This window comes from Pseudomonas sp. NPDC077451 (assembly GCF_044543345.1).
Taxonomy (GTDB): domain Bacteria; phylum Pseudomonadota; class Gammaproteobacteria; order Pseudomonadales; family Pseudomonadaceae; genus Stutzerimonas.
The window spans coordinates 221727-228463 of record NZ_JBITVX010000008.1 but is presented as its reverse complement, the minus strand read 5'-3'; the positions used below and the strand labels follow the sequence as shown (position 1 = coordinate 228463).

The 6737-nt window shown below is 61.7% G+C and carries 6 protein-coding genes; 2 read left to right on the top strand and 4 right to left on the bottom strand.

All coding sequences use genetic code 11. From position 1 onward, the window contains the following. Positions 1-202: 202 nt before the first annotated feature. Positions 203-1684, bottom strand: coding sequence for a PhoX family protein (locus ACIGHL_RS14885; protein ID WP_128120350.1), 1482 nt, complete (start codon positions 1682-1684; stop codon positions 203-205). 195 nt (positions 1685-1879) lie between these two features. On the opposite strand from ACIGHL_RS14885, the gene yccS reads away from it, so the two are divergent. After that, positions 1880-4066: a YccS family putative transporter gene (yccS, locus tag ACIGHL_RS14880; protein WP_128120351.1), complete on the top strand. Its 2187-nt coding sequence runs from the start codon at positions 1880-1882 to the stop codon at positions 4064-4066. Here yccS and ACIGHL_RS14875 read toward each other — a convergent pair. Further along, the gene (locus ACIGHL_RS14875) at positions 4057-4815 is read right to left on the bottom strand and encodes a substrate-binding periplasmic protein (protein WP_446697614.1); all 759 of its coding nucleotides are present in this window, start codon (positions 4813-4815) and stop codon (positions 4057-4059) included. The genes yccS and ACIGHL_RS14875 overlap by 10 nt on opposite strands. 158 nt (positions 4816-4973) lie before the next feature. Between ACIGHL_RS14875 and ACIGHL_RS14870 the strand changes: the two genes are divergently transcribed. Then, positions 4974-6155: a BaiN/RdsA family NAD(P)/FAD-dependent oxidoreductase gene (locus tag ACIGHL_RS14870; RefSeq protein WP_128120352.1), complete on the top strand. Its 1182-nt coding sequence runs from the start codon at positions 4974-4976 to the stop codon at positions 6153-6155. On the opposite strand, the gene ACIGHL_RS14865 is transcribed toward ACIGHL_RS14870, so the two are convergent. Together ACIGHL_RS14865 and ACIGHL_RS14860 are read right to left on the bottom strand one after the other, a co-directional pair. After that, positions 6156-6344 (bottom strand): hypothetical protein, encoded by a 189-nt coding sequence (locus ACIGHL_RS14865; protein ID WP_128120353.1) that lies wholly within the window; start codon positions 6342-6344, stop codon positions 6156-6158. A 71-nt stretch (positions 6345-6415) separates the two neighbouring features. Beyond that, positions 6416-6721 carry a hypothetical protein gene (locus ACIGHL_RS14860; RefSeq protein WP_128120354.1) on the bottom strand — a complete coding sequence of 102 codons (306 nt, stop codon included), beginning with the start codon at positions 6719-6721 and terminating at the stop codon, positions 6416-6418. Positions 6722-6737 lie beyond the last annotated feature (16 nt).

The window sequence follows — 6737 nt, the reverse complement described above, 5'->3', positions numbered from 1 at the left end:
GCCTAAGGGTGGATACGGCTTCCTGACCTTCCCCCGATGATCAGTCGGGAACTATCACCCCAACATAGCGTGGTAGTCGAGATACAAGGGTGGATCACGCTTCTCCGATCCACCAGCGACGGTGGACGTAAGAAGCGACGTCCACCCTACAAACTAAACAAGTCCGATCAGCTCCTTCTGATCGGGCTCATCAGAACTGGACTTACAGCGAACCGCGAGCCCAGGGACCCCAGATGGCAAAGGTGATGCCGGGGGTCTGGATGTTGACGAACAGGAAGTGTCCGGTCGGGTCGAAGCAGGCACCGCAGAACTCGCGGCTGCGGTAATCGCCACCCGACACGTTCTTGCCGGCTGCAGCGGCCTGGACGTCATCGAACACCACGTTGTTCTTGGCGAAGATGTACGCCTCTCCCGCAGTGGTCAGGCCCAGCAGCCGTTCGCCAAAGCCGAAGGCGTCCTGCACGCCACCGCCGTCTTCGCAGAGCAGCACACCGCCACGCGGGCTGACGGTGATGTTGTCCGGGTTGTTGGCGATTTCGGCATCGGTGGATGCGAAGATGCAGGTCAAGCGGTCATTGGCCAGATCATGCACCCAAACTGCACCATTGCCGTAACCGGCACGCCCTTGGCTATCAGTTCCAGCGCTGGTATCAACAATGTAGAGCTTGCCCTCGCTGTACCAAATGCCTTCGCCGCGGCTCATGCTCAGACCGCCGGCCCGACGCGCCTGCGCGAACGGGCCACTGCCCTCGGGCTGCGGCTCCAGGTTTGGATTCGGCACTTCGACCCATTCCAACTGATAGCTGTCACCTTGTTTTGGTGCCAGCAAATCGGCCAACGCAACGTTGCGAACCCGCGCGGCTTGCAGAATGCCGCCCACGGCGAGCGAGCCCAGTTGCTGGCTGGCATCGGTGGGAATGTAACGGTAGTAACCGGCACGGTTGCGGGCGTCTTCGGTCAGGTAGACATAGCTGTTGCGCGGGTCTACTGCAACCGCCTCATGGGCAAAGCGCCCCATCTGGATGATGGGCTCGCCGGTCGTCAGGGCTGGATCGGCAGTCACTTCGAAAACGTAGCCGTGGGCGCGCCCACCAACAGTGCTGTAATCCGCGGTGGTTTCCTCACAGGACAACCAGGTGCCCCAAGGCGTGACACCGCCGGCGCAGTTGGTTCGGGTTCCGCCGAGGCTCGGCAGGGTGCGTACCGGCTGCATGATGTCGCGGGAGACATAGAGGTTGGTAGTGCCGCCGGCCGGACGCAGCCCATTCGAGAGGGTCACGTCATCGTAGATGCCGGTGGCGTCGATCAGCGGGCCAGTGCTGGCTTCATGGTTACGCACCAGCACGATTTCCGGGCCATGCTGGCCGCGACGCACCTCGATAACGCCCATGCCGTCATGCGACGTAGGGACAGGCTGACCGTTTTCCATCAGGTCGCCAGTCCATGAAAAGCTCTTGTACTGGAATCCATCGGGCAGCTGGAGCAATTCCAGGCCGGTGCTCAGGTCCTTGGTCGGACGCAACGGGCCGTAGCTGCTGCGAACCAGGCCGGCGCCGCGTCCTTGTGAGTTACGCGCTGCGAAGGCTTCGAGCGTGCCGAGAAACGGCGTGCTGGCGACGACGGCGGCGGTGATAGCGCCACCTTTGAGCAGGCTGCGGCGGCTGGCATCGTGTTCACGGTTCATGCGGTGTCCTCTTTATAGGAATGGGAGGGAGCGGCATGAATGAAGCCAGACGAATACGGCTAAACGATGACCGTGCGGTTTCGTTCCGGTGATGCGAGACGGGTGGACGGTATAAGCTTTGCTTAGATTGCCGTGACGTCAGCAAACGGCTGGCGTCCAACCTTCCTCTTCTCCCAGTCAGGTCCGACTCGTTCTATGCGCTCACCCTCGCTCAGCCATTCCCTGCGCCAGCTCTGGGCGCTGGACAAGTTCGGCTACAGCCTTCGCGTACTGATCGCACTGGCCGGCAGCATGGGATTGAGCTGGTACCTCTCCCAACCATCGATGGCGATTCCCTTGTTTCTCGGCGTCATTGCCAGCGCCCTGGCGGAAACCGACGACAGCTGGCTAGGGCGGTTATCGGCCCTGCTGGTCACACTGCTGTGCTTCAGCATTGCCGCGGCTTCGGTGCAGCTGCTGTTCCCCTTCCCTCTGCTCTTCGCGCTCGGCATGGCGGCAGCAGCGTTCGGCCTGGTGATGCTCGGTGCACTAGGCGAACGCTACGCGACCATCGCCCAGGCGACCTTGATTCTCTCGATCTACAGCATGATCGCAGCCGACCAGCGTGGCGGCGAGGCGCTGCATCCCTGGCGCGACCCGCTGCTGTTATTGGCGGGCGCGACCTGGTACGGCCTGCTTTCCGTCGTCTGGAATGCGCTCTTTGCGCACCAGCCCGTACAGCAAAGTCTGGCTCGCCTGTACCGGGAGCTGGGGCAGTACTACAAACTCAAGGCCGCTCTGTTCGAGCCGGTGCGCCAGCTGGATGTGGAAGAACGTCGCCTGCAACTGGCGCAGCAGAACGGTCGGGTGGTAAGCGCGCTGAACGCCACCAAAGAAACCCTGCTGCATCGCCTGGGCAATGGTCGGCCCGGAGCGAAGATCAGCCACTACCTCAAGCTCTACTTCCTTGCACAAGACCTGCACGAGCGCGTCAGCTCCTCGCACTATCCTTACCAGGAGCTGGCCGAGGCGTTCTTTCACAGCGACGTGCTGTTTCGTTGCGGCAGGCTGCTGCGCTTGCAGGGCTTGGCTTGCGTGGACCTGGCCAATGCCGTCCAGCTGCGTCAGCCGTTTCGCTACAGCGAAGCCAATGCACAGGCACTGGCGGACCTGGAGTCGTCGCTCGAACACCTGCGGCTGCAGAGCAACCCGGCGTGGCGCGGGCTGTTGCGCTCACTGCGGGCATTGTCCGGCAACCTAGCGACCATGCAGCGCCAGCTGTCCACGGCGACCAACCCCGATGCCCTGGAAGGGGAACAGGACAGCAGCCTGCTGGATCGGCAGCCACAATCGTTGCGTGATGCGTTCAACCGTATCCGCTTGCAGCTGACACCCACCTCGCTGCTGTTCCGCCATGCCCTGCGCATGAGTTTGGCGCTGCTTTGTGGCTATGCCGTGCTCCACACGATCCACCCCGAACAGGGTTATTGGGTATTGCTGACGACGGTGTTCGTCTGCCAGCCCAACTACGGCGCCACGCGGATCAAGCTGGTCCAGCGCGTGACGGGCACGGCACTCGGCCTGGCTGTTGGCTGGGCGCTGTTCGATCTGTTTCCCAGCCAGCAGATACAGGCGCTGTTCGCCGTGATCGCAGGCGTCGTGTTCTTCGCCACTCGCAGCAGCCGCTACACCCTAGCGACTGCGGCGATCACGCTGCTGGTACTGTTCTGTTTCAATCAGGTGGGTGACGGTTACGGGCTGTTCTGGCCTCGGCTGGTCGACACCATCCTGGGCAGCCTGATCGCGGCGGCCGCCGTGTTCTTCGTACTGCCGGACTGGCAGGGCCGGCGCCTCAATCAGGTCGTCGCCAATACGCTCGCGCGTAGCGCCGACTATCTACGGCAAATCATGACCCAGTACGAAAGCGGTAAGCGTGATGATCTGGCGTATCGCCTGGCGCGGCGCAACGCACACAACGCCGACGCGGCGCTCTCCACCACCTTGTCGAACATGCTCCTGGAACCTGGGCATTTCCGTAAGGACGCGGAAACCGGCTTCCGCTTCTTGATCCTCTCGCACACGCTGCTCAACTACCTATCGGGCTTGGGCGCCCACCGCGAGAGTCTTCCCGACGATGCGCGTGACGAAATGCTGGAAAGCGCGGCACAGCAATTGGCGAGCAGCCTCGACGAGCTGGCCAACGGGCTGCAACACAACCAACCGGTTGCCGTTTACAGCGAAGCAGAAGAAGCGCTGGCGCAACAGCTGGAGCAGACCTCGGAAGACCTCGACGATAGCCATCGTCTGCTGCAGACCCAGCTGGGACTGATCTGCCGACAGCTAGCACCACTACGCAGCATGGCCGCGCACCTGCTGCGGCAACCTCCGCAGCCTCAAGGCTGAGGCAGCGAATTCGGCGAAGGGAGACCATGACGCGCAAAGATAGCCGCGTAGGTGCCATCCTCGACCATCGCCTCGATCTCGCGGTTGAAGGCCGCAATGATTGCAGCCTGCTGCGGATGATCATTACGCACCACCAGCGACAGATCGCGAATGCTGAATTCACCCGGTACGAAACTCAGCCCATCACTCACATCCTTGAGCGAGCCGTTGAAGTGAAACAGCACAGTACGCTCGTCCTCAAGGGCCAGATCAGCGCGATCGGCCAGCAGCATTCGAGCCGCCTGCACGAAGTTATTGGCGTAGCCTTTGTTGAGTGTTGAATCGTCTGCCAGCTCATCGCTATAGGCATAACCATTGGTCAGCACGATGTCATAAGTGCGCAGACTTTCACGTCCCTCATAGCGGATGCCTGCACCCTGCCGCTGTACCCAACGCACCCGGTTGCTCAGGAAGGGACGACTGTACGTTGCGTAGTCTGCGTGCCGGGTCGTGAACCAGTCGTTGATGATGTCGTACTTGCCTTGCTGTAACCCCAGCACCGCCCGCTCCCAAGGCACCTCGGTGTAGGTGACGTCATAACCCGCTCGACCAAGCGCCGTGCGGATAAGCTCGACCGACAACCCGTCGCCGGGCAAGGTTTGGTCCGTGTACGGCGGCCAGGCATCACCTGCCAGTCTCAACACTTCGGCAGAAACCGACGCACTGGTCGACAGCAGCATTCCAACCATAATTTTTTTTATTCTTGTCAACGCGCTCTCCCGCACACTCATGGCGAAGCGCCACCATCGCTAGCTAATCACAACCAGCGCCGTTTGGGATGCCCGGCTCGTCGGATGCGGGAACACCGAGCTGCAGCCAGCGAGCGGCAGGAGTACCATCGCGCATTTTCCGGGCGAGGTAGCTGGCAGTGCAGACGGACGTGGTAGTAATCGGCGCAGGGGCTGCCGGGCTGATGTGCGCCTTCACAGCCGCCGCCCGGGGCAGACGGGTCCTGCTCATCGACCACGCGAACAAGGCCGGCAAAAAGATCCTCATGTCGGGCGGTGGCCGCTGCAACTTCACCAACCTCTACACCGAGCCGGCCAACTTCCTTTCCGGCAATCCGCATTTCTGCAAATCCGCGCTCGCCCGTTATACCCAGTGGGACTTCATCGAGCTGGTCAGCCGTCACGGCGTGCCCTACCACGAGAAGAAGCTGGGCCAGCTGTTCTGCGATAACAAGGCGAGCGACATCCTGGCTATGCTGCTGGACGAGTGCGAGCAGGCCGGCGTCGACTTGCGACTCGAGACGGCCGTACAAACCATAGACAAAGCGGATGGTGGCTACCAGCTGCTGACCGATGCAGGACCGGTAACCTGCCAGTCGCTGGTGATCGCCACAGGCGGCTTGTCGATCCCGACCCTCGGTGCGAGCGGATTCGGTTATCAAGTGGCGCGGCAGTTCGGTCACACCGTGCTGCCGACCCGTGCAGGCTTGGTGCCCTTCACCATCACCGAGCCACAATTGAAGTCGATGTGCGAGGCGCTGTCGGGGACTTCAGTCGAGGATTGCCTGGTCAGCTGCAACGGCCAAACCTTCCGCGAAAACATTCTGTTCACCCATCGCGGGCTGTCCGGTCCGGCGATTCTGCAGGTCTCCTCCTACTGGGAGCCGGGCGATGCCATCGAGATCAACCTGTTGCCGCATCTGAACCTGAGCGAGTGGCTGGACGAGCAATGCCGCGAGCGCCCCAATACCGAACTGAAAACCCTGCTCGGCGAACTGTTCACCCGCAAGATGGCCGGACTTCTGGCAGAACACTGGTTCGTCTCTAAGCCGTTGAAGCAGTATTCGGCCAACGAGCTGATCGAAATCGCCGAGCAATTGGGTTGCTGGCGCCTGGTGCCAGCAGGCACCGAGGGCTATCGGACGGCCGAGGTGACCCTCGGCGGCGTGGATACGAAGGAAGTGTCATCCAAGACGATGGAGTCGCAGAAATCACCAGGCCTGTATTTCGTTGGTGAAGTTCTGGACGTGACCGGCCACCTTGGCGGCTTCAACTTCCAGTGGGCCTGGGCTTCAGGGTACGCCGCCGCGCAATACGCCTAGCTACTCGTTGGCCAAGTTGGACGGCGGCGATAGTTCACGAGGCCCGGCCGGGTCGGTCGCAGTGTTCTGAAATTCCTGCTGATTTCGTTCATTGTTGCGCAGGGCTGACGGCTCTTCGTCCGGCGAGCAGCCGACCAGTGTCAGGGCGAGTGGAAGTGCGGCGGTCATGGCAATCAGTCGGGATTTCATATCGATTCTCCTGCCGTGCGGTGTACTACGCGAAGTGGCGGACACTGCACATGCTTAAGCTGAACGTGGATTTACTGAGCGGCACCTGACGCGCCGCGTGTGGTGTTGGGTGCCGTACCCGCGCCGGACGCTGTGCCCAGACCGCTGCCGTTATCCGCTGGCGCTGTGTCCATATTGCCCTCTGCACCGGTTGCCAGTGGCGCACCAGCTTCAGGACCGGCACCCTCTCCATCATTGGAGGGTGGCGCACCCGTGAAGGGCGGCTCAGGTTTTTCGATCGCAGGTTCGGGCGTCGCCACCTCCCGATCAACGTCATCCTGTCCACAACCCACCAGGACCAGGCCAAGAACAGGGGCACACAGATAGGCCAATCGCATCAATACCTCCAAGCAT

Bases quoted from the DNA above. Each gene is read 5' to 3' on its own strand.
- ACIGHL_RS14860 (WP_128120354.1), bottom strand. From the start codon at position 6,721: ATGCGATTGGCCTATCTGTGTGCCCCTGTTCTTGGCCTGGTCCTGGTG.
- ACIGHL_RS14865 (WP_128120353.1), bottom strand. From the start codon at position 6,344: ATGAAATCCCGACTGATTGCCATGACCGCCGCACTTCCACTCGCCCTG.
- ACIGHL_RS14885 (WP_128120350.1), bottom strand. From the start codon at position 1,684: ATGAACCGTGAACACGATGCCAGCCGCCGCAGCCTGCTCAAAGGTGGC.
- yccS (WP_128120351.1), top strand. From the start codon at position 1,880: ATGCGCTCACCCTCGCTCAGCCATTCCCTGCGCCAGCTCTGGGCGCTG.